The organism is Micromonospora sp. NPDC047762 (assembly GCF_043204655.1).
Lineage (GTDB): Bacteria > Actinomycetota > Actinomycetes > Mycobacteriales > Micromonosporaceae > Micromonospora.
In genome coordinates this window covers 364,577-388,456 of the sequence record NZ_JBIDCQ010000006.1, presented here as the reverse complement: position 1 = coordinate 388,456, position 23,880 = coordinate 364,577, and the positions used below count along the sequence as shown (strand labels likewise).

At 71.7% G+C, this 23,880-nt stretch carries 19 protein-coding genes; 16 read left to right on the top strand and 3 right to left on the bottom strand.

Translation table 11 applies throughout. From position 1 onward, the window contains the following. The first annotated feature begins 39 nt into the window (after positions 1-39). From ACGF3C_RS21015 to ACGF3C_RS20990, 6 genes are all read left to right on the top strand, one after another. The gene (locus ACGF3C_RS21015; protein ID WP_393224353.1) at positions 40-999 is read left to right on the top strand and encodes an acetamidase/formamidase family protein; all 960 of its coding nucleotides are present in this window, start codon (positions 40-42) and stop codon (positions 997-999) included. Positions 1,000-1,061: 62 nt separating this feature from the next. Next, complete coding sequence (locus ACGF3C_RS21010) at positions 1,062-2,480, top strand: PQQ-binding-like beta-propeller repeat protein (RefSeq protein ID WP_357260858.1); 1,419 nt, start codon at positions 1,062-1,064, stop codon at positions 2,478-2,480. Positions 2,481-2,554: 74 nt separating this feature from the next. Then, positions 2,555-3,658, top strand: a complete 1,104-nt coding sequence (locus tag ACGF3C_RS21005) for an endonuclease domain-containing protein (RefSeq protein WP_393224350.1) — start codon at positions 2,555-2,557, stop codon at positions 3,656-3,658. Beyond that, positions 3,655-4,362, top strand: coding sequence for a hypothetical protein (locus ACGF3C_RS21000; protein WP_393224347.1), 708 nt, complete (start codon positions 3,655-3,657; stop codon positions 4,360-4,362). Before ACGF3C_RS21005 ends, ACGF3C_RS21000 begins: the two co-directional genes overlap by 4 nt. After that, positions 4,359-7,604, top strand: a complete 3,246-nt coding sequence (locus ACGF3C_RS20995) for an ATP-binding protein (protein ID WP_393224344.1) — start codon at positions 4,359-4,361, stop codon at positions 7,602-7,604. Before ACGF3C_RS21000 ends, ACGF3C_RS20995 begins: the two co-directional genes overlap by 4 nt. Positions 7,605-7,613: 9 nt before the next feature. Continuing rightward, positions 7,614-7,946 (top strand): putative quinol monooxygenase, encoded by a 333-nt coding sequence (locus tag ACGF3C_RS20990; protein ID WP_030490272.1) that lies wholly within the window; start codon positions 7,614-7,616, stop codon positions 7,944-7,946. Between the two features lie 57 nt (positions 7,947-8,003). Here the strand turns inward: ACGF3C_RS20990 and pdxY are convergent, their stop codons facing one another. The 3 genes from pdxY to ACGF3C_RS20975 form a co-directional block, all read right to left on the bottom strand. Beyond that, positions 8,004-8,855, bottom strand: a complete 852-nt coding sequence (gene pdxY, locus ACGF3C_RS20985) for a pyridoxal kinase PdxY (RefSeq protein WP_357229689.1) — start codon at positions 8,853-8,855, stop codon at positions 8,004-8,006. Between the two features lie 176 nt (positions 8,856-9,031). Beyond that, positions 9,032-9,826, bottom strand: a complete 795-nt coding sequence (locus ACGF3C_RS20980; RefSeq protein ID WP_357229687.1) for a serine protease — start codon at positions 9,824-9,826, stop codon at positions 9,032-9,034. A gap of 149 nt (positions 9,827-9,975) precedes the next feature. Further along, positions 9,976-10,992 carry a LacI family DNA-binding transcriptional regulator gene (locus ACGF3C_RS20975; RefSeq protein WP_357229685.1) on the bottom strand — a complete coding sequence of 339 codons (1,017 nt, stop codon included), beginning with the start codon at positions 10,990-10,992 and terminating at the stop codon, positions 9,976-9,978. Positions 10,993-11,247: 255 nt separating this feature from the next. Between ACGF3C_RS20975 and ACGF3C_RS20970 the strand changes: the two genes are divergently transcribed. From ACGF3C_RS20970 to ACGF3C_RS20925, 10 genes are all read left to right on the top strand, one after another. Continuing rightward, positions 11,248-13,602, top strand: coding sequence for an AbfB domain-containing protein (locus tag ACGF3C_RS20970; protein WP_393224339.1), 2,355 nt, complete (start codon positions 11,248-11,250; stop codon positions 13,600-13,602). Positions 13,603-14,066: 464 nt separating this feature from the next. Next, on the top strand, positions 14,067-15,359 hold the full coding sequence (locus ACGF3C_RS20965; protein ID WP_393224336.1) for a cytochrome P450: 1,293 nt from the start codon (positions 14,067-14,069) through the stop codon (positions 15,357-15,359). A 263-nt stretch (positions 15,360-15,622) separates the two neighbouring features. Then, positions 15,623-16,105 carry a helix-turn-helix transcriptional regulator gene (locus tag ACGF3C_RS20960; protein ID WP_357233695.1) on the top strand — a complete coding sequence of 161 codons (483 nt, stop codon included), beginning with the start codon at positions 15,623-15,625 and terminating at the stop codon, positions 16,103-16,105. A gap of 250 nt (positions 16,106-16,355) precedes the next feature. Next, a complete protein-coding gene (locus ACGF3C_RS20955; RefSeq protein ID WP_393224333.1) occupies positions 16,356-18,755 on the top strand; it encodes a nitrate- and nitrite sensing domain-containing protein in 2,400 nt (799 codons plus the stop codon). Between the two features lie 16 nt (positions 18,756-18,771). Next, entirely contained in the window at positions 18,772-19,176 is a 405-nt protein-coding gene (locus tag ACGF3C_RS20950) for a roadblock/LC7 domain-containing protein (RefSeq protein WP_030490280.1), read from the top strand. A gap of 51 nt (positions 19,177-19,227) precedes the next feature. Then, positions 19,228-20,421 (top strand): ABC transporter substrate-binding protein, encoded by a 1,194-nt coding sequence (locus tag ACGF3C_RS20945; protein WP_357198683.1) that lies wholly within the window; start codon positions 19,228-19,230, stop codon positions 20,419-20,421. Next, the gene (locus tag ACGF3C_RS20940; RefSeq protein ID WP_357231316.1) at positions 20,418-21,314 is read left to right on the top strand and encodes a branched-chain amino acid ABC transporter permease; all 897 of its coding nucleotides are present in this window, start codon (positions 20,418-20,420) and stop codon (positions 21,312-21,314) included. The genes ACGF3C_RS20945 and ACGF3C_RS20940 overlap by 4 nt, the downstream gene beginning before the upstream one ends. After that, the gene (locus ACGF3C_RS20935; RefSeq protein ID WP_393224328.1) at positions 21,311-22,330 is read left to right on the top strand and encodes a branched-chain amino acid ABC transporter permease; all 1,020 of its coding nucleotides are present in this window, start codon (positions 21,311-21,313) and stop codon (positions 22,328-22,330) included. The genes ACGF3C_RS20940 and ACGF3C_RS20935 overlap by 4 nt, the downstream gene beginning before the upstream one ends. Then, positions 22,327-23,070, top strand: coding sequence for an ABC transporter ATP-binding protein (locus tag ACGF3C_RS20930; protein ID WP_393224325.1), 744 nt, complete (start codon positions 22,327-22,329; stop codon positions 23,068-23,070). Before ACGF3C_RS20935 ends, ACGF3C_RS20930 begins: the two co-directional genes overlap by 4 nt. Next, positions 23,070-23,840, top strand: a complete 771-nt coding sequence (locus tag ACGF3C_RS20925) for an ABC transporter ATP-binding protein (RefSeq protein ID WP_357231307.1) — start codon at positions 23,070-23,072, stop codon at positions 23,838-23,840. The genes ACGF3C_RS20930 and ACGF3C_RS20925 overlap by 1 nt, the downstream gene beginning before the upstream one ends. The last annotated feature ends 40 nt before the right edge of the window (positions 23,841-23,880 follow it).

Below are 23,880 nucleotides of genomic sequence, written 5' to 3'. Positions count from 1 at the left end.
CGACCCGGCGCGCGGACCAGCTGCCACTAGCCTGCACAGATGCGACACACCCTCACCCCGGGGAATGAGAGCCTGCACGGCCACTTCTCCCCCGATCTCCCGCCCGTGCTCACCATCGATCCCGGCGACACCGTCACCTGTCGCACCCTGGACTGCTGGTGGTCCGCCGGCCCGTACCCCGGCGGGCCGAACCGGGACCGGCCCCGGGTGCCGCAGCACCGCCCCGATTACGGACACGCGTTGATCGGTCCGGTCGCGGTCCGCGGTGCGCGCGCTGGTCAGACCCTCGCGGTACGCATCGACGCGGTCGTCCCGGGCAGCTGGGGAACCACAGTGGCCGGCGGCTGGCCGAGCGAGTTCAACAAGCATTACGGCGTGCAGGATCACCAGGTGGTGCACGCCTGGACGCTGGACCCGGTGACGATGACCGGCCGCAACCAGCACGGGCACACTGTTCCGCTGCGACCCTTCATGGGAGTGCTCGGCATGCCACCCGCTGAGCCGGGGCTGCACTCGACGACCCCACCGCGCCCGTGGGGCGGCAATCTGGACTGCCGGGACCTCACCGCCGGCACCACCCTGCTGCTGCCGATCCCGGTGGACGACGCGCTCTTCTCCGTCGGGGACGGGCACGCCGTACAGGGTGACGGCGAGGTCGGCGGCACCGCGATCGAGTGTCCGATGGACGAGGTGACGTTGACCATCGACGTACGCGACGACTTTCCGGTCACCGGCCCGGTGGCCCGTACCCCCGACGCGTGGCTGACCATGGGCGTCGGCGCCACCCTCGACGCCGCCACGTTCACCGCCCTGGACTCGATGCTGACCCTGATGCAGCGACTGCACGGCCTCAGCCGCCCGGACGCGGTGGCGCTGGCCAGCATCGCCGTCGACGTGCGGGTGACGCAGATCGTCAACCAGAGCGTCGGCGCGCACGCGGTGCTCCGCGACGACGCGCTGCGCTGGCCGGACGCCGGTTCTGTCGGGGGTCGCCGTTAACGTGTGGTCACTGTCGCCGCGCCGGCCGGATCGCGCCGCTCGCTGACCCTCGGAGGCCCCCCATGTCCCAGGAGACGACCTACCTCGAACTGTCCGAAGTGGACGGTGCGCACAAGTTCTACGAGGTCATCGTCGACAACGCCACGCTGACGGTGCGCTACGGCCGGATCGGCGACCAGGGGCAGGTCAAGGCGAGCGCCTATCCGGACAACGCCCGGGCTCGGGCCGCCGCGGCGAAGAAGATCGGGGAGAAGGTCCGCAAGGGCTACGCGCCGGCGGTCCCCGGCGTGCGCCAGAAGCGCACCGTGTCGCGGCGGCAGATCGTCAGCACCCGCTCCACCGCCCACACCGCCCCGGTGCTCTGGCGCTACGACTCCGGCGCCCCCGCCTTCGGCATCTTCGTCGACGGGCAGCACTGCATGGTCGGCAACGAGCACGGAGTCATCACCACGCTCGACCACAACGCCCAGGTGCGCAGCCAGGTCCGCCTTCCCGACGGGGTCAAGTGCATCGTCGCCGACGACGCCTGGATCTACGCCGGCTGCGACGACGGCAACGTCTACGACCTGTCCGGCAAGGTGCCCCGCGTGGCGTACGCGATCGCCCCGGAGATCGACATCTACTGGCTGGACATCCACGACGGCGTCCTCGGCGTCTCCGACGCCGACGGCGGGATCACCGCGGTCGACCACGAGGACGAGTTCCTGTGGCGTCGCCCCGGTCGCGGGCGTTCGGCCTGGATGGTGCGGTGCGACGACGACGCCATCTACCACGGCCACTCGCGAGGCGTGACCGGCTACGAGTGGCGTACCGGCAGCGAACTGTGGCACACCACCACCGGTTCGGTGCTCTTCGGCTGGCAGGAGCACGGCAGTGTGTTCGCCGGGACGGGCACCCGCGAGGTGGTGCGGCTGTCCAAGTCGGGACGGCTCGACCGCACCTACCGCTGCGACGCCCCGGTCTTCTCCTGCGCCACCGCCGAGGGCGGCGAGTACGTCTTCGCCGGTGACAGCCAGTCCTCGATCTACTGCTTCGACGCGGCGGGCACCCGGCTGTGGAAGCTCGGCACCGGCTGCGGCTCGGCGTACTCCATGCAATACCACGACGACCGGCTCTACGTCGTCACCACCGGCGGCCATCTGGCCTGCATCGACGCGAGCGAGCCGGCGATCCGCGCCGCGCAGGCCGGAAACGTGCCCGAGGTACGCGACATCAAGGCCCCCCGCCAGGCGCCCCAGCCGGTGCAACCGACGATCGTCGAGGTGACCAGCGACTCGGGCGCGGGCGTGGTCGTGCAGTGTCGTGACGATCGGGGGCGGCTGCGGGTTCAGGTTCTCTCCGACGGCTACCGGCGCGACTGGTCGGTGCAGTTCCCCAAGGGGATTCGCGAGCCGGGCGCCCGCTATCTGGTGACCGAGGTGCGCGAGTCCAGCCGCGGTGGTTACTACCGCGCGTACGGCGACATCCGCCGGCTGCGCTGAGCGGCGGGCGCGGCCGGGGCCTCTCGCCACCGAGGGGTCCCCGGCCGCGCCCGTCGCTGTCGTAGGGTGCCGCCATGGCACACCCCGTCCGCGCCGACGGCGACGCCAGCAGGGCCTGGTGGGCGGCCCCGCCGACGGGGCGGGTCAGTCACCTGCCGGGCATCGACCCGGAACTGCTGCGGGTGGCACTCGACCCGTTACCCCCGGTAGCCCCCGCGATGGTGCACTACCGGCCCACTGTGACGGGTTCTCTCGGTGACCTCGTGGACACTCTGCTCGACCAACTGGACACCGCCGCCCTCGCGATGTTCCCCCGCTGGCTGACGGGGGCCGACCATCTTGACAGCGAGGGCGCGCTCAGTGTGGCGGCGGTGCGGGCACTCGCGGCCCGTACCGCCGCCCGCTCCCGGCACTTCGGGCCGTTCCTGGCCGACCTCGCCGAGCGAGGGCTGCGCGGCCCGCGCCGCCCCGCCGGCCGGTCCCGCTTCGCCCCGGGGGTACGCGCCGCCGGGCTCGCCCGGGTGATCTCCGGCGCGTACGACCGGGAGAGCTGCGTGCTGGTCGTGGCCCTGCCTGACCTGGACGCCGACGCCGAGCGGACGCTGGTGGCCGCCGCCGAGTGGCTCGTGCGGCACGGTGGCTTCACAGTGTGGTTGGCCGGCGGGCCGTTGCGCCACGCCGACCGGGTGCGCGCGGTGCCGATGCCGGTGCCGGAGCGGTTCAGCGGTCTCGCCGGCACTACCGAACGGCTCCCGGCCACCGCCGCCGAGCCGAAGTCGACGGTGCTGGCCTGGCCGCCGATCGCCGGCGTACCCCGTGGTGACAGCCCCGCCGAACAGGCGTTGGAACGCGCCCTCGCGCCGCACGACTGGGCGCGGGGCCGGCGGTGGAACCAGACCTTCGAGTGGCACGTCCTGGCCGCGGCGTACCGTCTGGATCTGTTTTGGCCCACGGAGGGTCTTGCGGTCGAGGTGGACGGCCCGGAGCATCGTGGGCGAATCGCTTTCGCCAACGACCGGCGGAGAGACGTGCAGCTGCAACTCCTCGGGCTGGACGTGCTCCGCTTCACCAACGAGCAGGTGCTCACCGACGCGCCGGCGGTGGTCGACGGGATCCGTCGGCTGCTGGCCCGGCGACGTGCGGGCGGCACGCACCCCCATGGAGATGAGACATCATGACGAGCCCGGCGGACGTCCCGCACCTGACGCCGAACCAGATCAACGCCCTCGTGGTGCTGATGGTCGAGGCACGCCGACTCACCAACGTCGAGCTGAAAGAGCTGGCCGGTTTCACACTGACCGGCAAGGACAACGCGAAGCTCGTCGACCTGGGCCTGGTCGACACCGATCGGACGCACCGGCCGTTCGCCCACGAGCTGACCGAGCAGGGCTGGCGGGTGGCACGTCAGCTGCACACCGCCGCGCCGCCGAAGGCGGGTGGCTCGACGACCCGGTCCCTGTTCGCCGTCCTGTCCAACCTGCACCGTTCGCTGGACCGGCTCCGGGTCAGCCACGGCGACTTCTTCAAGCAGACCGGGGCAACGGCTTCCCTCAGCGAGCCGCGACCCGAAGTACCGGCACCCACTACGACAGCGGCGACGGCCGCACCGGTGTCCGCGGCGGAGGTGGAGGCGCTGGTCCGCTCGGCGTACCGGGATCTGGCCACCGCGCCGGGCGCGTGGGTCGGCCTCGCCGACGTCCGCGACCGACTCGCCGACACCGACCGGGCAGCCCTCGACGCGGCGTTGCGGGCGATGGTCGGCCGAGAGGACGTCCGCATCATCCCGGTGGCGAACACCAAGTCACTGACCCCACGGGACCGGGCTGCGGCCGTGCGCATCGGGAACGAGGACAACCACGCCCTGGCGATCGGCCCGGCATGATCTCGGAGGACCATCGGGCCGCGCTGGACGCGGTCAGTCTCAACCCGGCGGTCACCCCGGACGACGTCTGGCGACCCAGCCCACACAACGTGCCGGAGCTGCACGAGAAGGTGGCCGCGGAGATCCTGCGCGGGGTGGCGCGGGCCCGCACCGACGACACGAGCATGCCGCTCGGCGTGGCCATGCAGGGCCGCGCGGGCGCCGGCAAGACGCACCTGCTCGGGGCGGTCCGCGAACGGATCCAGGGCGACGGCGGCTACTTCTTCCTCGTCGACATGGTCAGTGGCAAGACGTTCTGGGAGAGCGTGGCCCTGGCCCTGGTGGAGGGGATGGGCCGCCCCCACGTCGGCTGGGGCACCCAGTTGAAGACCTTCCTGCGTCGACTCACCCCCCAGCTCGGCCTGCCGGTGGAGGTGCGCGACGCGGTCGCCGGCACCCGACCGGTGACCCGTGCGCACCTCGACACCTTCATCTGGGCGCTGCGCGAGCGCGATCGGGAGGTCGGGCGGGACGCCCAGGACACCGCTCGGGCGCTCGTCCTGCACGGCGCCATCGACTTCGAGGCACAGGACGTCGGTTACGCCCACCTGATCTCCGAACCGGGTGACCCGGCCGCACGGGCGGCGTGGGGACTGAGCGCCGCGATCCGCACCCCCCAGCAGGTCGTGCAGGACATCTCCCGGCTGATGGCCCTGACCCTGGACCCCACTGTCATCGCCGTCGACCAGCTCGACACGCTGTTCGCCCAGACCAGCACCTCGCTGCTCAACCAGCATCAGGGTCTGGAGGACGGCCAGGCCAGGGTGCTCGGCCCGATCGCCGACGGCCTGCTCAAGCTCCGCGACATCACCCGCCGCACGCTCGTCGTCGTCTCGTGCCTGCCGGACACCTGGGTGCTGATGACCCGCACCGCGCCCACCCCGGTCGCCGACCGCTTCCGTACGGCGCATCTGCCGGACCGGATCCCCACCCCGGAGATCGGGCAGGCCATCGTGGCGAAGCGCCTCGCCGCCGCCTACGCGGGAATGTACTTCGGGCCACCGCACCCCACCTGGCCGATCGCCCCCGCCGCCTTCGCCGACGCACCCACCCTGACGCCACGCGCCCTGCTCCGCCGGGTGGACCGCCACATCGCCTGGTGCCGTGATCGCGACGACGTGATCGAGCTGGATCGGCTCATCGACGGCGCCGACTCGACGCCGACCGTCAGCACCGCCCGTGGCGCCTCCGCCGATCCGACGACGGACGAGCGCCGCCTGCACGAGTTGGACGCGCGGTTCGCCGAACTGGTCGAGGCCGCGGACGTGTCGGCCGCAGTCGACCCGACGGGCGAGGACGAACACATGCCGCCGCTGCTCGCCGCCGGCCTCGCCGCCTGGATCGCCGAGCAGGCGCCGACCGGCGCCACCTACAAGTACGATCCGCCGCCCGGCCGTAAGCCCGCGCTGCACGGGCGGCTCATCGAGGTGCTCGACGAGGCCACCGAGAACGAGGCGCACTGGTGCTTCCGGGCCATCGCGCACCCCAATGCCATCGCCGTCACCGCCCGGGTCAAGGCCGCCTGCACCCTCGCCGGGTTGGACCGGGACCTGCCACAACGGCGGCTGATCCTGCTGCGCAACGGTCCGTGGCCGACCGGGAAGCGTACGACCGAGGTGTTGACCGGCTTCGACGCGGCCGGCGGCCTGCGGTGTGCCGTGTCGGAGGCGGACCTGCGGGTCTTCGCCGCCCTGCGGGTGATGGCGGCCGAACCGTCCACGACCCTGCAGGAGTGGCTGGTGGCCCGCCGTCCGGCCAGCGGCACCGAACTGTTCCGCGCGGTCCTGCCCGGGCCCGACGGAACGCGCGGCGGTGCCCAGCCGCCGACGCACGACGACGAGCCACCGTCCGGTGGTCCCGAATCCGACCCGTCGCAGGTGTCGGAGGCCGACGCTCCCGCCGATGTGTCGACCGGTGCGGCGGCCGAGGCCGTACCCGCTGACCAGGCCGACCTCGTCGTCGGCGAGGGCGGTCGGGCGGTCGGGCTGGGCCGGACCGTCGACGGCGCTCACCCCTTCACGGTTCCCCTGGAGTCGCTGCGTCGCCACGCCGTCGTGTTCGCCGGTTCCGGCTCGGGCAAGACGGTGCTGATCCGCCGGCTGGTCGAGGAGTGCGCCCGCGAGGGGGTCTCCGCGATCGTGCTCGACCCCAACAACGACCTGGCCCGGCTCGGCGACCCGTGGCCCGACCCGCCGGCCGGCTGGGGCCCCGGCGACGCCGAACGCGCCGCCGACTACCTCGCACATACCGAGGTGGTGGTGTGGACGCCCCGGGTCACCGCCGGTCGGCCGCTGAGCTTCCAGCCGCTGCCCGACTTCACCTCCCTGCGGGACTGGCCCGACGAGTTCGACCAGGCCGTCCGCTCCGCCGTGGAGGCGCTCGCGCCACGGGCGGGCGTGGACCGCTCCGGCCGGCTCGCCCAGCAGGGCAAGGCCGTGCTCACCGAGGCACTCCAGGCGTACGCGCGTAGCGGGATGGTCGGCCTGCCCGGCTTCACCGAGTTCCTCACCGATCTGCCCGAGGGGGTCAGTCGGCTGGCCCGTGCCGGGAAGCTCGCCGAGGAGTTGGCCGAGGCGCTCAAGGCGGCGATGGTCACCGATCCGCTCTTCGGCGGGGTCGGCGCGCCGGCCGACCCGGGGCTGCTGCTGACGCCGTCGGCGGGGCGGCGGGCCCGGGTTTCGGTGATCAGCTTCGTCGGCCTCACCTCCGACCAGGAGCGGCAGAGCTTCGTCAACCAGTTGCAGATGGCGCTCTTCGCGTGGATCAAGCGGCACCCCGCCGGTGACCGGCCGCTGGGCGGGCTGTTCGTGATGGACGAGGCGCAGACGCTCGTGCCCTCGACCGGCACCACTGCCTGCACCGCCAGCTCGATCGCGCTGGCCTCGCAGGCCCGCAAGTACGGGCTCGGGCTGGTCTTCGCCACCCAGGCGCCCAAGGGTCTGCACAACCAGATCTCCGGCAACGCGACGACGCAGTTCTTCGGGCTGCTCAACGCGCCGGCCCAGATCGACGCGGCCCGCCAGCTCGCCGAGGCCAAGGGCGGGCGGCTGCCGGACATCGGCCTGCTCAACAGTGGCGAGTTCTACGCCGCCGGGGAGGGGTTCTCGTTCGTGAAGGTCCGTACCCCGCTGTGCCTGACGCACCACCCGAAGGCGCCGTTGACACCCGAGGAGGTCGTCGCCCGTGCCCGCCCGGCTGGGTAGCCTGGGGCCATGATCTTCATTACCGCCAAGTTCCGGGTCCTGGCCGAGCACGCCGACCGGTGGCCGCAGATCGCCGCCGAGTTCACCGAGGCGACCCGGGCGGAGCCGGGTTGCCTGTGGTTCGACTGGTCCCGCAGCGTGGACGATCCCACCGAGTACGTGCTGGTCGAGGCGTTCCGCGACGACCAGGCCGGCGGGGCCCACGTGCAGTCCGCGCATTTCCGCACGGCCCAGGAGACCCTGCCGCCGTACCTGGCCGAGACCCCGCGGATCGTGAACGCCACCGTGCCGCAGGAGGACTGGTCGCTGCTCGGCGAGATGGCCGTTCCCGAGGGTCGCTGACCGCCACCGGTCAGCGGTCCGCGCCCGTCGGCGACGCAGCCGGTCCGGGACCCGCCGTCAGCGCAGCCGGCGGGCGGCGAACCGGGCCGGCGGGTCGGCGATCACGTCCTGCGCCGCGATCAGCTGGATCTCCCGGGTGCCCGCCGCGAGAGTCGCCTCGAGCACGGCGTAGACGGAAGCGATGGTGCGTTCCAACGCGGTCGCGGGTGAGCCGGTCGTCCACAGGTGGGCGAGGTACAGCGCCGCGGTGACGTCGCCCCCACCGTTCGGATTGATCGGCAGCAGCGGCGTGGTCACCGCCCAGGCGCCCTCGTCGGAGACCGCCACCACCTCCAGCGAGTCCGGGGGCAGGTCGCCGTGGAGCACGCTGGTCACCAGGACGTGCCGTGGCCCGGTCGCCCGCACCACGTCGACCGCGTCCAGCACCTCGGCGAGCGAGTTCGTGGTGCGACCGGCGAGGAAGTCCAGCTCGAAGTGGTTCGGCGTGATGATGTCCGCACGGGGCACGACGGTGTCCCGTAGGTACTCCGGAATCCCCGGCCGGACGAACATGCCCCGGCCGGCGTCGCCCATCACCGGGTCGCAGCAGTACACCGCGGCCGGGTTGGCCGCCTTCACCGTCGCGACCGCGTCGAGGATCACCGCGCCCATGGCCGGGTCGCCCTGGTAGCCGGAGAGCACCGCGTCGGCGCTGCCGAGGACCCCTCGGTCCTCGATGCCCGCGATCACCTCGGCCACGTCCGCCGCCGGGAGCAGCGGGCCGCGCCACGCCCCGTACCCGGTGTGGTTGGAGAAGTGCACGGTCAGGACCGGCCAGACCTCGTGCCCGAGGCGTTGCAGCGGAAAGGCCGCCGCCGAGTTGCCGACGTGGCCGTAGGCGACAGACGACTGAATGGACAGGATCTTCACCGGCCCATCATCGCCGCTGCGGACGACGGCGCAGTGACGGCCCGCCGTTTCTGTCGGGTGGCCCACTCGCCGCCGGACGGGCGGACGGCACGAACGGGCGGCCCGGACCGTGTCGTCCGGGCCGCCCGAGCGGTGGCGGGGCGACCAACGCGCTGGATGGCCGTCCCGTCGTACGGTCAGCCGCCGAGGCTCGCCGCGGCCGAGGCGATGGACGAGGCGAAGTAGCTCACCTGGGTGTAGACACCCGGGTAGTTGGGCCGGGCGCAGCCGTTGCCCCAGCTGACGATGCCGACCTGGATCCAGGCGTTGGAGGCGTCGCGGCGGAACATCGGGCCACCCGAGTCGCCCTGGCAGGTGTCCGTGCCGCCGCTGGCATAGCCGGCGCAGATCTCCTGGGCGGGGATGAGATCCCCGCCGTAGTTGGCGTTGCAGGTGGAGTCGCTGACGAAGGGCACTGTCGCCTTGAGCAGGTACCGCTGCTGGCTGCCGCCCTCGCGGGCGGCGCCCCAGCCGGCCACGGTGAAGGTGCCGCTGTCGTACGCGGTGGTGCTGGCGATCGGCAGCGTGCTCAGTCCGGTGACGGGGCTGGCCAGCCGGATCAGCGCCCAGTCTCGGCCGGCGCCGTTGTAGCCGGGGGCGCGGTAGACGTAGTTGGACCGGACGGTGATCCGGCTGGACGACTGGAGGTCGACCGTCCCGAGCGTCGCGGTGATGCTGGTGTTGGTGCCGGTCGCGCCCACGCAGTGCGCCGCGGTGAGTACCAGCCGGGGGCTGTACAGCGCCCCGCCGCAGCCCATCGAGAGACGGACCATGAACGGGAACTCGCCCTGCGCGGCGCGGGTGCCACCGACGACGTTCGGCGTCATGGGGCTGTCGGCCGCGGCGGCCGGCGCGGTGAGGGTGAGGCTGGCCGCGGTCACCGCGGCCAACGCGGTGGCCAGCAGGCCAGTGAGGGTACGCCAGCGAACCATGCATTCCTCCGCATCAGGATGGCACGCCTCGTGAGCGCACCGCAGTCGAGATAGCGGTCATCATATTGAGGTATATGGATCTAGCGGGTCATCCTCTCTGGGTCGTACCACCGGCGGTATGGATCTCGCACGGCGCGCGGCGCCGGTGGTCAGGCGTCCGGCGTGCCGGTGCTCTCCCGGCGGAGAAGCCGGAACGGTGTCTGCACGGTCAGCGGCCCCGCGACCTCCGCGCCCTCGATGCGGGCGACGAGGCGGCGCACCGCGAGACGGCCGATCTCCCTCTTGTCCGGGGCGATCGTGGTGAGGGTCGGGGCAGTGAACCGTCCCTCCTCGATGTCGTCGATCCCGACCACCGCGACGTCCTCGGGCACCCGGTGACCGGCCTCGGCCAGCGCCCGCAACGCGCCGATGGCGACCAGGTCGTTGTAACCGAACACCGCGTCCGGCGGATCACCGAGGGCGAGCAGGTCACGCATGGCGCGCATGCCGTCGAGCCGACCGAACGCGTCGGTGCCGGCGACCAGCCGCTGTCGGTACGGCAGACCGGCGGCCGCCAGGGCCTCCCGGTAACCCCGGACCCGCAGGTGCGCCGACTGCCGGTCACCTCCCGGCGTGGCGCCGATGAACGCGATCCGGCGGCGGCCGATCGCCACGAGGTGCCGGATCGCCGCGTGGCTGGCGGCGACGTTGTCGATGGCGATGTGGTCGTGCGGCACGTCGTAGACGCCCTCGCCGATCAGCACGAGTGGGCTGCCGGCCGACCGGGCCAGCACCTCCTCCCGGCCGATGCGCACCGGGCTGAGGATCAGGCCGTCGATGATGCGCTGTCGCGAGCCGTCGAGGAGCGCCAACTCCGCCTCCCGGTCCGCTGCGGTGTTCTCCATGACGAGCGTGTAGCCGAGCACGGCGGCCTCGGAGATGGCGATCTCGGCGAGCTCGGCGAAGTACGGGTTGGTCAGTTCCGGGACGGCCAGGGCGATCAGGCCGGTACGGCCCCGACGGAGGTGCCGGGCGCCGAGGTTGGGGCTGTAGCCGAGTTCGTCGATCGCCTGCTGCACCCGTTGTCGGGTCCGCTCCCCCACCGGCCGGTACCCGTTCACCACGTTGGAGACCGTGGCCAGCGAGACACCGGCGCGCTGGGCGATGTCCTTCAGGTTGACGCCCATCCCCAACCTTTCGCGAATTCGACAGGCGAGCCGACCGGACATTGATGAACAGGCATTGACGGGAGGGTCGACGCGGCCCTATAACGTTATACAGGTGATGATGGATGTCAATCTTTTCGCCGCCGTTGGCGCGTGGAGATCCCACCGACATCCGTCGCTGACGCCCGTCCCCCGTCAATGACCACCCGATGCCCACCACCCACGCGCTTCGGGCCTGGCTGCACCGCCCGCGGCGACTCGCCCCCCGGAGACGGCATGACACGTCACGTCCCCATCCGCCCCGCCCTGCCACTGCTGCTCATCCTCACCCTGGTCGCCGGCGTCCTCACCGCGCCCGCCTCGCCGGCGTACGCCGCACCGGCCAAGACGCCACCACTGACCACCCCCTGGACCAGCCAGGCCCTGACCGGCACCCCACTGCCCGAGTACCCGCGACCCCAGATGACGCGGCCGGACTGGCTCAACCTCAACGGCGAGTGGCAGCTACGCCAGTCGACGACCGACGACGCGCCGCAGTTCGGCACCAACCTGCCCGAGCGGGTCAACGTGCCGTTCCCGGTGGAGAGCGCCCTGTCCGGCATCCAGCGGGCCGCCAACGACAACCGCAACTACCTGTTCTATCGACGCACCGTCACCATCCCGGCGAACTGGTCGGGTCGGCGCACCCTGCTGCACTTCGGCGCCGTCGACTGGCAGAGCACCGTCTGGGTCAACGGTGTCCGCGTCGGCGCGCACACCGGCGGCTACGACGCCTTCACCTTCGACGTGACGCCCCAGCTCACCGCCGGGACGAACGAGATCGTCGTCAAGGTCTGGGACCCCACCGACACCCGGCAGAACGGCAGCCTGCCCGCCATCGGCAAGCAGACCAAGACACCCAGCGGGATCTTCTACACCCCCAGCTCCGGCATCTGGCAGACGGTGTGGATGGAGCCGGTGCCCGCCGCCTCGATCAGCAGCGTGGACGTCTACCCGAACCTGGGCAACAACACCCTGCGGGTCCGGGTCTTCACCCGGGGCGACGTGAGCGGCCACAGCGTGCTCGCCGAGGCGCTGAACGGCACCACAGTGGTCGGCTCGGCCACCGGCGCCTTCACCGACTTCAGCGTGCCGGTGCCCAACGCCCGCCGCTGGTCACCCGACGACCCGTTCCTCTACAACCTGCGGGTGAGCCTGCGCAACGCGGCCGGCGCCACAGTGGACCGGACCACGCACTACTTCGGCATGCGGGAGATCACCACCGGCCTGGTCAACGGGGTGCTGCGTCCCAAGCTCAACGGCCAGTTCGTGTTCCAGGTCGGCACCCTCGACCAGGGCTTCTGGCCGGACGGGCTCTACACCGCGCCCACCGACGCCGCCCTCGTCTTCGACCTGCAGAAACACAAGGACCTGGGCTTCAACATGGTGCGCAAGCACATCAAGGTCGAGCCGCAGCGCTGGTTCTACCACGCCGACCGGCTCGGCCTGCTGGTCTGGCAGGACATCCCGTCGCTGACCGCACAGGACGTCAACCCCACCGACGCCCAGCAGGCGCAGTTCGAGGCCGAGGCACGCGAGATCGTCGACGAGCACCGCAGCTCACCCGCTGTGATCGCGTACACGCCCTACAACGAGGGCTGGGGCGAGCGGTCCCTCGCCGACACCCGGCGGGTCGCGCAGAACATCAAGAACCAGGATCCGACCCGTCTGGTCAACCCGCACAGCGGCCACAACTGCTGCCAGTCGCTCGGCAACCCCGGCAACGGCGACATCGACGACTGGCACGTCTACCTCGGCCCGGACTCCCCGGTACCGTCGAGCAGCCGGATCGCGGTGCTCGGCGAGTTCGGCGGCCTGGGCCTGCACACGCCGGCCCACGAGTACAGCCCGAACGGCAGCTTCTTCGCGTACGAGTGGCAGTCCAGCTCGACCGCCCTCACCGACCGGTACGTGGGGCTGGTGCAGGGCACCCAGAACCTGATGCTCGGCAAGGGGCTCAGCGCCTCGATCTACACCGAGATCACCGACCTGGAGGGCGAGCTGAACGGCTTCCTCACCTACGACCGGCAGGTGATCAAAATGGACCAGGCGCGGGTACGCGCCGCCAACACCGCCCTGATCAACGCCTCGAAGACGATCGGCAGTTCGGCGCCCGTCGCCCTGCCGGTCAACACCCGCCGGTCGTTGCAGGTGACCACGCCCGGCTTCACCAACCGCTACCTACGCCACCAGGACAGCCTGGCCTACACCGAGGTGGTCGACGCCGCGAGCCCCAGCCTGCTCAAGGCCGACGCCACGTACACCATCCGGCCCGGCCTGGCCGGTACCGGCTGCTACTCGTTCGAGTCGGTCAATTTCCCCGGGCAGTACCTGCGGCACCAGAACTCCCGGGTCCGCAACTCACCGGACGACGGCTCCGCGCTGCTGCGCGCCGACGCCACCTGGTGCACCCGCACCGGGCTGACCGGCACCGGCGTGTCACTGGAGTCGTACAACTTCCGCGGGAAGTACCTGCGGCACTACAACGCGGAGGTCTGGCTCAGCAACGGCACCGGCGGCGACGCGTACAACACGCCGACGTCGTGGACCGCCGACAGCACGTGGAACGTCGCCACCCCGTGGGCGCCCTGACCGCTGGGCACTGACCGGGCCGTCACGACAGGAGAAGGGCGGGGGTTCCGGCGTGGACCGGAGCCCCCGCGAGGCGTGGGCGGTGTCGCGGGGCCGACTTCGCCGACCGATTTCATCAGCGCCAGGGTCTTCGGCAGCGGTCGGTGACCGGACCCCGGCGTCACTCCTCGTCTCGGGTGTCGTTTCCCCGATCAGGAGCGAAAGCGGCGGGTTGATTGCACCGCCCGGCCAGGTCGGCTTCAGGGCAAGGACCGAGCCGCAACTTGCATGCGGCCAGATTCACTCGGCTGTTGCAACACGCAATTATGCCGACCAATAGATAGACGATAACCAATCTTGACTTGTACGGCCTACCAGCGCACCGTAAAGAGCCAGAGGCAGATGCACGCCATTATCGGCCAGACTGAAGTGGATCGCCAATGGGGCGCTGCCGGTTTAGCGCCGCTTGCACCAGGAGGCTTTCCATGCGGTTGAATCCGTTTACCGGGGTCTATCTCGCCGATCCAGCAAGCATGTGGCGGCGCATTCTCGACGATCCCGCCGGGGTGCACTACGCCGAGGATCTGGGCCTGTGGCTGATCAGCCGGCACGCGGACGTCCGACGGGCCCTCGCCGACGCCACGACATTCGCCAACGCCCTCACCCTCGCCCCGGTCTACGAGGTGTGTCCACCGGCGCTGAACGTCATCATGCAGATCGACGCACCACCCACGACGGCCGCCGCGGACCCACCGGCGCACCCGCGTACCCGGCGGGCCCTGCGGGCGACCTTCGCGAACACCGCCGAGCGGGTCGAGGCAGAGTACGGCGCGATCATCCGACGCCGGGTCGACCAACTGGTGTCCCGTCTCGCCGCCCGCCAGGGCGACCAGGTCGACCTGATCCCGGAGTTCGCGACCGAGCTTCCCCTGCTGGTGGTCCTGGACATCCTCGGGGTGCCCGACGCCGACATCGGACGGATCCGGAGTTGGGCGGACGGGCAGATCGCCCTCATCTGGGGGCAGCCCGACCCGGCCGAGCAGGTACGCCTGGCCCAGGGCCTGCTGGAGTTCTGGCACTACTGCGAGGACCTGGTCCGCCAGCGGGTGGACAGTGGACACCGGGGCGAGGACTTCATCAGCCGCGCCCTGGACTACCGGGACGACGACGACAGCGTGCTGACGGTGCCCGAGGTGGCGAGCCTCGCCTTCAACCTCCTGGTCGCGGGCCACGAGACCACCGCCGGGTTGCTCGCGCACGCCCTCGACCAGGCCCTCTCCGCTCCCCAGCGCTGGTCGGCGATCACCGCGGACCCGGGGCTCGCCCCCGCCTTCGTGGGTGAGACGCTCCGGTTCGCGCCCGCCATCGACGGCTGGCTGCGGGTGACCACCCGCGATGTCACGCTGGGGACGGTGACGATCCCCGCCGGGGAGCGTTGCCTGCTGTTGATCGGCGCGGCGAACCGGGACCCGGCGGCGTTCCATGATCCGGACCGGTTCGACCTACACCGGGCCGATGTGGGCAATCACCTGTCGTTCGGCCACGGTCCACATTTCTGCATCGGCGCGGGACTGGCGCGACTTGAAGCCGTAATCGCCCTCATCCGGCTCGCCGAAGCCATTCCCGAGCTGAGGTTGTCACCGGAGCAACATCGGTCGTACAAACCCAATGTCGCGTTTCGTGCGCACCGCACGCTGCTCGCGATAATCGACGTCCCGGCGCCCACCGACGTGCCGGCGGCACGGAACGGCGCGACGGCCGAAGTGCGCGCGGGCTGAGCGGGCACCGGCTCCAGCGGTGCTGACCTGCGGACGGGTCGAGGGTGGGGTGGGTTGGCGTCGGCACGTTCCACCCGGCGCGCCTCAGCTCTGGCACCGGGTCCGGCGAGAATCTTTCCGGCTTTTCCCGACGATCCATGCCGGTGAACGTCTTCACACCCATCGCTTCCTGGGTTAAGAATTGCCCTCTGTGAATGTTCGGCTCATCGGCCAATCTCGATCTGGCGTCCGCCGCTGAATGTCCGTTCCACGAAGGTGAGCGCATGGAGCACACGTCCCCGTCGAGCTCGGCTCACTCTGCGGCCAGTCAGCGGTTCCGACGGGAGTTGCGCGACTGCCGCGTCCAACGGGGTCTGACCCAACGAGCCCTGGCGGACCTGGTGCGGTTCAGCCGGGAGACGGTCGCGGCGGTCGAGTCAGGTCGCCGGTTCGGCAGTCACGAGTTCGCCCTGCGCTGCGACGACGTGCTCGGCACCGGCGGACAGTTGGCCGCGCTGTGGCCGCAGGTCGCGGCCGAGCAGTTGGCGGCCGACGGTCGCCGAGGCCCCCGCGCCCCGGAGCCGGCTCGACTGGATCGGCAGGTGCCGCGCCAGCGCGGCCGGCGTGACGCGCGCGACCCGGGCGCCGTGGTGGACGCGATCGACGAGCTGCGTGAGCTGATCGGCCAGGTGCTCAACGGTCAACCCGAACCGGATGAGCCGGAGCGGCGGCACCCGTCGGCCGAACCCCTCGACAACCAGCGCTGACCCGACGAGTCAGCTCGACCTCGCGGCGTCACCGGTCGCTGACGTTGGGTACAGATGCTGGTACGGGCAGTTTGTACCACGGCCAGGTCTGGTCTACGAGCGCGGCTTCCGGCCGAATGGGACTTGCATTCGGCAACGTGCGGATAGACCGTCATCGAAGTCGTGGGAGTCAATCTTGGCGTCGAGCACCCGGTCCCACGCGGCCAGACCCTACCCGACCCGCCGACGCGGTTGGAAGATAGCCGGCCGGATGCGGCTCATCGTCGCGGCCCCGCTCGTCGCCGTGATCGGCTTCGCCGGTCTCGCACTGACCGAGAGCGCACGCCAGACGGCCCGCGCCAGCGACCTGCAGGTCCTGGCCCAGGTCGGTGCCGAGGCCGGCGACCTGGCCTACCGCCTGCAACGCGAACGCATCGCCGCCGCCGACCTGCTCACCTACGCCCGGCCGGAGCAGCAGGACGCCTTCGGCGCGGAGATGGCCGCCACCGATGACGCCGTCGCCCGCTACCGCGGGCAGCGTGACCGACTGGCCACCGACAACGGCACCAGTTCGGCTCTCCTGCGGCGCATCGACGCCGCCCTGGACGGCCTCGCCCCACTGCGCACCCAGGTGCGCACCGCCACGCACGCGTCGGTGTCAGCGATGACCTTCAGCTACCGAATCGCGATCGCCGACCTCATCAACTTCCGGGAAAACGTCTCACACGGCGTGGTGGACGCCCCACTCGCCGACGGGATCCGGGCCTCGGCGGCGCTGTCGAAGACGGCCGAGGCCATCGGTCAGCAACAGGTGGCCGTGCTGCGCGCCGTCGCGGGCGGCGAACTGACGCCGGCCATGCAGCAGGACATCACCGCCGCCCGCACCAGCTACACCGAGTCGAGCCTGTCGTTCCTGGCCCTGGCCCCACCCGACTGGAGCATCTGGTGGGAACAGGCCGGCACCGGCAAGGAGGCGCTGGCCCTGCAACGGATGCAGGACGAGGTGGCCCGGGCCCAGCCGGGGTCGCAACTGAAACTGGAAACCGACGACTGGGTGTCCACCACCCAGACGCGCGCCGCCCGGCTGGCCGACCTGCGCGCCCGGGTCGACAACGCGGTCCGCGACGATGTTCGGGCCGCGCACGCCGACCAGCGCCGCCGCGCCGTCGCAGAGGCGGCCAGTGTCCTCCTGGCCCTGATCCTGACCGCGTTGGTGACCTGGGCCGTCGCACGGCAGATCACCCGACGGCTGCGCCGGCTGCGGGACGCGGCCAACGCCGTTGCCTTCGAACAGCTCCCCGCCGTGGTGGCCCAGCTCCAACAGCCCGGCAGCGCCGCCGTCGACCCACACAAGCTGGCCCACCAGCAGTCCAGTGCCGCCCTCGAACCGTCCAGCGACGACGAGATCGGCGAACTGGGGCAGGCGTTCAGCGCCGTGCACCAGGCCGCCGTGCGGACCGCCGCCGAACAGGCCGTCATGCGCGCCAACACCGCCGACATCTTCATCCACCTGAGCCGCCGCGAACAGCGACTGGTCGACGCCGTCCTGGCCCAGGTCGACCTGGTCGAGCGGGACGAAACCGACCCCGACCGGCTCGACCAGCTGTACACACTGGACAACCTGGCGACCCGGATGGGCCGGATCAACGCCAGCCTGCTGGTGCTCGGCGGTGTCGGCGTGGGGCGCGTACGCCAGCGCGACGTTCCGCTGCAGCAGGTGCTCCAGGCAGCGCTGTCCCAGATCGAGCACTACGCACGGGTCCGACTCGGCATGATCGACGGGGACGTCGCGGTGGCTGCCAAGACCGTCGACGAGGTCGTGCACCTGCTCGCCGAACTCATGGACAACGCCACGACGTACTCGCCGCCGGGCAGCGAGACCTGGGTGAGCGGCCGAAGTCTGGGAGACCGCGTCATCGTCCAGATCAGCGACGAGGGCGTGGGGCTGTCCACGCAGCGGATGCAGCAACTCAACGAGCTGCTGGCGCACCCGCCGGCCATCGACGTGGCCGCCGTACGGGCGATGGGGCTGGTCGTCGTGGGCCAGCTCGCGGCGCGGCTGGGCGTCACCGTCCAACTGCGACGCGGCCCCCGACGCGGCATCCTCGCCGAGGCGACACTGCCCGCGGCGATCATCCGGTCGCTGCCACCGGAGGAGTACCTGCTCGCACCCGGCCGGCTGTCGCGGCGGGCAGCTCGCACGCCCAGCCCGCCGCCGCCGTACCAGCCCCGCCCCGAGCCCACCGCCGGCCGCCCGCCGACCGAACGGACCCTGCCGGCCGCGCCGGTCTTCCGACCGGCTCCCCCACCGCCGGACCGGGGTGACGCGCCCACCGAGGAGCTGCTCATCTTCGAACAGGTCAACCACTGGTTCCAGAACGACGTCGTCGACGGCCAGAACGGCCAGAACGGCCAGCAGTGGTCCAGCCCCGCCGACGACGCCTGGCGTACCGCCGCCCAGGCCCACACCCCCGAGGTCGCCACGACAACCAACTCCGGCCTGCCCAAACGCCAGCCGCAACGGCACCTCGTGCCCGGCGCTGTGACAGTGCCCCAGCAGCAGCAACGGTCCGAGTACCGCGACCCGGCGCAGGTGGCCACGGCGATGGCCGCGTACGCACGGGGCGTGGCCAACCGACGGCGTACCCCGATCAACCTCGGTAACAAATGACGCGACAGGAGAGCACGTGACCGACCAACAGGATCTCGGCTGGCTGCTGGACAATTTCGCGGCGCGCGCGACCGAGGTCAGCCACGCGATCGCCATTTCCAGCGACGGCCTGATGGTGGCCGCCACCCGCGACCTGCCACCGGACCGGGCCGACCAGTTGGCCGCCACGGGTAGCGGGCTGGTCAGCCTGCTGCGGGGGGCGGCGGCCTTCTTCGACGCCGGCGCGGTGATCTCGAACGTCACCCAGCTCGAGGGCGGGTTCATGTTCTCCATGGCCTTCAACGACGGCGCCTCGCTGCTGGTGCTCGCCGCGCCCGAGTGTGACGTGGGCAAGGTCTCCTACGAGATGACCGAGCTGGCCAACCGCATCGGGGACGCGCTGACCCCCGCTGCCCGGGCGGCGCTCGCCCGCAGCCGCTGACCACCCCGGCGCCCCCACGCCGGAGACCCTTCCCTTCCCCTGGAGTTAGACATGCCTCTCACCACGCCTTGGCGCAGCCGTGCCCTTACCGCCGCGCTGCTCGCCGCCGTGCTGACCACCAGCACCGCCTGCGGCGACGACGCTCCGGGCACGAGCGCCGGCGGCTCGATAAAGATCGGCCTGCTCGCGTCGCTGTCCGGGACGTACCAGGCTGTTGGCACGGAGATCCGCGACGGCTTCCAGCTCTACCTGGACACCCACGACGGCAAGTTGGGCGGCCGGCAGGTCGACCTCGTCGTCGCGGACGAGGGCAACGGCGCGCAGACCGCCGTCCCGGCCGCGACCAAGCTGCTCAAGCAGGACCGGGTGTCCGCGCTCACCGGCATCGTCGGTGGCGGCTCGGTCGCCGGCGTCACCCCTCTGCTCAACGAGACGAAGGTGCCACTGGTCGGCTCCAACGGCCGGCCGGAGCTCAAGGACGTCTCCCGGGTCTGGCACACCTCGTACCTCTCCGACGAGCCCGGGGCGGCGATCGCCCAGCACGTCCGCGACAACGTCAAGGGCTCCGTGTACGCGATCGGCCCGGACTACCAGGGCGGTTGGGACGAGCTGCGCGGCTTCACCGACGCCTTCGGCAAGATCGGCGGGAAGCTCGCGAACGCCGACGGCAAGACGACCTTCACTCCGTTCCCCGCCACCACCAACTTCCTGCCGTACTTCGCCCGCATCAAGGCCTCCGGCGCGGCGGCCGTCTACACCTTCTACGCCGGCAGCGCCGCCGTCGACTTCGTGAAGCAGTATGCCCAGTCCGAGATCAAGGACATCCCGTTGTACGCGGCCGGGTTCCTCACCGAGGGCGGCGTACTCAACGCGCAGGGCGAGGCCGCCCGGGACATCTACTCGGTGCTCAACTACTCGCCCGACCTCGACAACGCGGAGAACCGCGCCTTCGTGGCCGCGTGGAAGGCGAAGCACGACGGTTCGCCGACGACCTACGCGCTGGCCTCGTACGACGCGGCGGCGGTGCTCGACCGGGCGATCGGCGCGGCCGGGAACGACCCGACCCCCGAGGCCATCAACACGGCCATCGGCCAACTCGGCCAGATCGCCAGCCCGCGTGGCACCTGGCAGTTCTCCACCACCACGCACTCTCCCGTGCAGAAGTGGTACCTGCGGCAGGTCCGCCAGGACGGCCGGGCGCTGTCCAACACCGTCGTGGGCGACCTCGCGACCGTCGGCCGGTGATAGTGGTGGCGGCCGGCACGAACCGGATCGACCCGTACCTGATCCCGGCGTTGGACGGAGTCGCCTACGGGCTGCTCGTGTTCGTCGCCGCCTCGGGCCTGGTCTTCTGTTTCGGCGTCGCCAACATCCTCAACCTGGCGCACGGCCTGCTCTACGCGATCGGCGGGTACACCGCCGCGGCACTGCTCGACGGCGGCTGGGTGAGCCTGGCGTTGGCGCTGACTGTCGGTGTGCTGGCCGCCGCGGCGACGGGGGTGCTCCTGGCCGGCCTGCTCACACCGGTCGCCACCGGCAATCACCTGAGTCAGGCGCTGCTGACGTTCGGGGTGGCGCTGGCCGGCGGCAGCCTGCTCGTCGCCGGCTTCGGCCCCGACAACCCGCAGGTCCAGGTGCCCGCAGCCCTGGAGGGGTCGGTGATGGTCGCCGGTCACCGCTACGCCGCGTACCGCTTGGTCTTCATCGTCGTCGCGGCGGTGCTCGCCGTCGCCCTCTACCTGGTGGTGCGACGTACCAGGGCCGGGATGCTGGTCCGGGCGGCGGTCGACGACCCGGAGATGGTGGCCTGTCTGGGCGTGAGTCCGGCACGGATCCGGGCCGGTGTGCTCGCCGCCGCCGGCGCGCTGGCCGGCGCGGCCGGAGTGCTGGGCGCGCCCATCATCGGCCCCGGCACTGGCACCGCCGACACGGTGCTGCTGCTCTCCCTGGTGGTGGTCGTCCTCGGTGGTCTCGGGTCGATGGCGGGCACCCTGCTGGCCGCGCTCGCGATCGGCGAGATCCAGACGTTGGGCGTGGCGCTGCTGCCGTCCGCCGCACCGTTTCTGCTGTTCGCCGCCATGGCGGCCGTGCTGGCCGTGCGGGCGCGTGGCCTGGCCGGCAGGTGGAGGGCGGCATGAGGGGCGAGGTGATCCGGCGAGTTCGAGGCGGCATCGCGGCGCTCGTCCTGGTCGGCCTGGTCGTGGCGCCCTGGGTGGTCGACGACTACACCACGGCGATCCTCGCCCGGACGCTGGCGCTGGCCCTGGTCGGGGTGAGCGTGGCCCTGCTCACCGGCGTCGCCGGCATGCCAACCCTCGGCCAGACCGCGCCGTACGCGGCTGGCGCATACGCCTGCGCCGTGGTCGGCAGCCGGGTCTCCGATGTCGGCGTCGTGCAGCTCGTCGTCGCGGCGGCCGCCGGGGCGCTGCTGGCCGCGCTCACCGTGCCGCTCGTCGTACACGCCCGAGGGGTGATCGTCCTGATGATCACCCTGGCCATCGGTGAACTCGTCGTCATCGTCCTGGGGCGGTGGCGGTCGGTGACCGGTGGCACGGACGGGCTGGCCGGCATCCCCGCGGTTCGCCCGTTCTGGGGGCTCCCGGCCCTGGCCAACGACCAGGCCCGTTACCTGTACGCCCTGGTCGTCGTGGCCACGCTGGTCGGCGCGGTGCTGGTGCTGCTGCGTACCCGGGCGGGGTTGGTGCTGCGTGCCGGCCGCGACGACGAGACGCGGTTGCGGGCCAGCGGTCACCGGGTGGCGTTGCACCTGTCCGGCGCGCACATCGCGGCCGGAGCCATCGCCGGCGCCGCCGGCTCGCTCCTGGTCGTCGCCCAGCAGTACATCTCCCCCGCCGACTTCGGCTTCGACACGTCCGCGCTGCTGCTGCTCGGTGTCGTCATCGGTGGTACCGCCTCGGTGGGTGGCGCCCTGGTGGGTGCGGCGTTGGTCATCGCCGTCCGGGACTGGCTGTTCGGGGTGCTGCCCGGCCATGCGCCACTGGTGCTCGGCGCGCTGTTCGTGGCAACTGTCTACCTGCTGCCCACCGGTGTCAACCGGGCCCGGGGTCGGCTGCGCCCACCGGGCGCCGGGACGCCACAGCCGAACCAGCCAGCCGCCCATGACCAGGCCGAGGTTGCGGAGCTGCACCGATGACCGGCCTGTTGGAAGCCCAGAAAATCAGCGTGCGGTACGGCTCGCTCGCCGCACTCGACGGCGTGGACCTGTGCATCCACGACGGCCAGCGGCACGCGTTGATCGGCCCGAACGGGGCCGGCAAGACGACCCTGCTCAACGTCCTCGGCGGGTCCACCCGGCCGCAACGCGGCACGGTGCGGTTCGACGGACGGGACGTCGGTCGACTCGGCCCGGCGGCCCGGGCCCGGCGGGGCATCAACCGCATCCACCAACGACCCGCGGTCTTCCCGACGCTCACCGCGACGGAGAACGTCGTGGTGGCCGCGCTGCCACGGATCATCCCGGGCGGCCGGTGGTGGCCCGGCGGCCGCCGACGCGCCGCACAGCGCCTGGCCGGTCCGCTGCTGGACCAGATGGGGCTCAGTGCCGTCGCGGCGGTGCCCGCCGGGCACCTCGCCCACGGGCAACGACGCCAGTTGGAGATCGCGATGGCGATGGCCGGCCGCCCCCGCCTGCTGCTCCTCGACGAACCGGCGGCCGGGCTGTCCGCCGTCGAGGTCGGCCGGCTGGTCGAGGTGCTCCAGGCACTGCCCAGGGCGGTCGCCGTGTTGCTGGTCGAACACCGACTGGACCTGGTGTACGCCCTCTCCGACACGGTCACGGTGCTGCGCGACGGTCAGACGTTGGCCGCCGGCACACCGGACGAGATCCGTACCTCGCCGCTGGTGCGGCAGGCCTACGCCGACGGGGTGGCCTGATGCTCACTGTGGATCGTCTCTGCGCCGGCTACGGCGGGGGAATCGTCCTGCACGAGGTCAGCCTGCGGGTACGCCCAGGCAGCATCCAGGCCGTGGTGGGCCGCAACGGGGCGGGCAAGAGCACGCTCGTGCACACCATCGCCGGGCTGGTGCGGGCGTACAGCGGTCGCGTCGAGATCGGCGGTGTGCATGTCGCCGGCCGACAACCGCATCGCATCGCCCAGTCCGGCGTCGGTCTCGTCCCGCAGGGCCGACGGGTCTTCTCCCGGCTGACAGTGGCCGAGCACCTGCACCTGGCGGCCGCGCCGTGGCGGGCCCCCACCTCCGGCGGCGAAGGCTGGACGGTCGCCCGCACCCTGGAGTTGCTGCCGAGGCTGGCGGTGCGGCTGCGGCACCGCGGCTGCGAACTCTCCGGTGGCGAGCAGCAGATGCTGGCGATAGCTCGTGCGCTGCTCGGCCAACCCCGGGTGCTGCTGCTCGACGAACCATGTGAGGGGCTCTCGCCCGATCTGGCGGCGCGGGTCCGCGAACTCGTCAACGGTCTCGCCGCCGACGGCCTGACAGTGCTGCTCGTGGAGCAGCAACTCCAGTACGCCATCGAGCTCGCGGACCGGGTGGCGGTGCTGGAGTACGGCCGGGTGGTCTACGACCGGCCGACCGCGGAGGCCCGCCGCGATCCGGCCCCACTGGCGGCGATGTTGAGCGTCGCCGCCGTCGCGCCGCCCCCGGCCAACAGGGCGACCCCTCGGCTCTGGGCCGACACCCCGTAGTCACCCGACCCTTCTCGAGTCACCCGACCCTTTACGGAGA

Bases quoted from the DNA above. Each gene is read 5' to 3' on its own strand.
- ACGF3C_RS21010 (WP_357260858.1), top strand. From the start codon at position 1,062: ATGTCCCAGGAGACGACCTACCTCGAACTGTCCGAAGTGGACGGTGCG.
- ACGF3C_RS20965 (WP_393224336.1), top strand. From the start codon at position 14,067: ATGCGGTTGAATCCGTTTACCGGGGTCTATCTCGCCGATCCAGCAAGC.
- ACGF3C_RS20995 (WP_393224344.1), top strand. From the start codon at position 4,359: ATGATCTCGGAGGACCATCGGGCCGCGCTGGACGCGGTCAGTCTCAAC.
- ACGF3C_RS21005 (WP_393224350.1), top strand. From the start codon at position 2,555: ATGGCACACCCCGTCCGCGCCGACGGCGACGCCAGCAGGGCCTGGTGG.
- ACGF3C_RS20935 (WP_393224328.1), top strand. From the start codon at position 21,311: ATGAGGGGCGAGGTGATCCGGCGAGTTCGAGGCGGCATCGCGGCGCTC.
- ACGF3C_RS20955 (WP_393224333.1), top strand. From the start codon at position 16,356: ATGCGGCTCATCGTCGCGGCCCCGCTCGTCGCCGTGATCGGCTTCGCC.
- ACGF3C_RS20960 (WP_357233695.1), top strand. From the start codon at position 15,623: ATGGAGCACACGTCCCCGTCGAGCTCGGCTCACTCTGCGGCCAGTCAG.
- ACGF3C_RS20970 (WP_393224339.1), top strand. From the start codon at position 11,248: ATGACACGTCACGTCCCCATCCGCCCCGCCCTGCCACTGCTGCTCATC.
- ACGF3C_RS20945 (WP_357198683.1), top strand. From the start codon at position 19,228: ATGCCTCTCACCACGCCTTGGCGCAGCCGTGCCCTTACCGCCGCGCTG.
- ACGF3C_RS20930 (WP_393224325.1), top strand. From the start codon at position 22,327: ATGACCGGCCTGTTGGAAGCCCAGAAAATCAGCGTGCGGTACGGCTCG.
- ACGF3C_RS21015 (WP_393224353.1), top strand. From the start codon at position 40: ATGCGACACACCCTCACCCCGGGGAATGAGAGCCTGCACGGCCACTTC.
- ACGF3C_RS20975 (WP_357229685.1), bottom strand. From the start codon at position 10,992: ATGGGCGTCAACCTGAAGGACATCGCCCAGCGCGCCGGTGTCTCGCTG.
- ACGF3C_RS20980 (WP_357229687.1), bottom strand. From the start codon at position 9,826: ATGGTTCGCTGGCGTACCCTCACTGGCCTGCTGGCCACCGCGTTGGCC.
- ACGF3C_RS20925 (WP_357231307.1), top strand. From the start codon at position 23,070: ATGCTCACTGTGGATCGTCTCTGCGCCGGCTACGGCGGGGGAATCGTC.
- ACGF3C_RS21000 (WP_393224347.1), top strand. From the start codon at position 3,655: ATGACGAGCCCGGCGGACGTCCCGCACCTGACGCCGAACCAGATCAAC.
- ACGF3C_RS20990 (WP_030490272.1), top strand. From the start codon at position 7,614: ATGATCTTCATTACCGCCAAGTTCCGGGTCCTGGCCGAGCACGCCGAC.